Here is a 1088-nt window from a genome sequence, read left to right as displayed (position 1 = left end):
CGTTCTGTTCTCGCGTCTCAGCCGAACTTTTTCAAGCCCCCCCGGGAAAGTGTCGGGTACTGAGATTCCAGGCGGTCACATCCGGCCTTTGCCTGGGCTGCGTGTACATACACGACAGGTGACCGACGTGCCGGGTGTCAGCGATCACGAAAGGCTACCGGCCTCGCGGCACATAGCGATACCTTTGCGGCAAGGCAGAACTCAGCGCGCCCGACGCGGCCACCGGCTGGGAAGCAGGCAACGACACCGGCAACGGCCTGTGCCGATGCCACGCCAAGCAGAGGCGGACTGGACATCCGCATGTCGCCCCACCTGCGCTCACCGCACCTGCACGGCGCCTGGACCGGCCCCGGCCGCACCCGCTACGAGGTGCGCTCCCTGGGGTTCATTCCGGTGAACATGGACGGTGACGGCCCCGAAGCGTCCGTACGGCTGGAATGATACGGACTGCCGTTTGTCTCGCCCTCCACCCGGAACGGCACCGGGTCGTCAACTCCACGTCCGGAACCCGCTTTGCTCCTACTCGCTTCCGCTCGGACCCAGCAAATTTATAAGCCATTCAATCGGAGTCCGTATGAGGGAGCCGGGCCGACCTGTCCAAAGGTGTCTCATCTACGGACCAAAGGTATCTCTCCCACAGACCAAAGGTATCTCCCCCTCATACTCAGATACCTTTGGTCCCGTTCGCCTAAAAAGAGTGTGTCAGACGAAGTATGTTCATCCAGGTACGGCGCGGTGCGGCTGCTGGGGGATCCTCAGACACCTTCGGTCCCAACCGGGCTCCAGAGGGGATACCTTTGGTCCATTTCCTGGATACCTTCGGTCCCGAAACGAAAAAAACACCGTCCAGCACGCCCGAGATTACGCTCCTTGTTGTTTGTCTTTTAATCTTTAAGAGAGAACAAACAACACCAGACAGGGAATTTCAGAGGGGAGATACCTTTGGTCCCGAACTGGCAAAAACACCGTCCAGGGCAACCAATCAGACCGAGGAACTCAGGTCGTCGCCTAAGTACAACGCACTAAAGAAGTAGACTTGGGCATGGCCCGTTCCCATCGGCGCATTGAGATTTCGGAAGAAGATGACC

1 pseudogene is annotated in these 1088 nt (G+C 58.9%); it reads left to right on the top strand.

Annotated elements, in window-relative coordinates:
- Positions 1-270 precede the first annotated feature (270 nt).
- Positions 271-441 (top strand): annotated as a pseudogene (locus IEY70_RS20820) (AcrVA2 family anti-CRISPR protein); the annotation flags it as partial.
- Positions 442-1088 lie beyond the last annotated feature (647 nt).

It is taken from the genome of Deinococcus seoulensis, assembly GCF_014648115.1.
GTDB lineage: Bacteria > Deinococcota > Deinococci > Deinococcales > Deinococcaceae > Deinococcus > Deinococcus seoulensis.
This window is presented reverse-complemented; position numbering and strand designations above follow the sequence as displayed.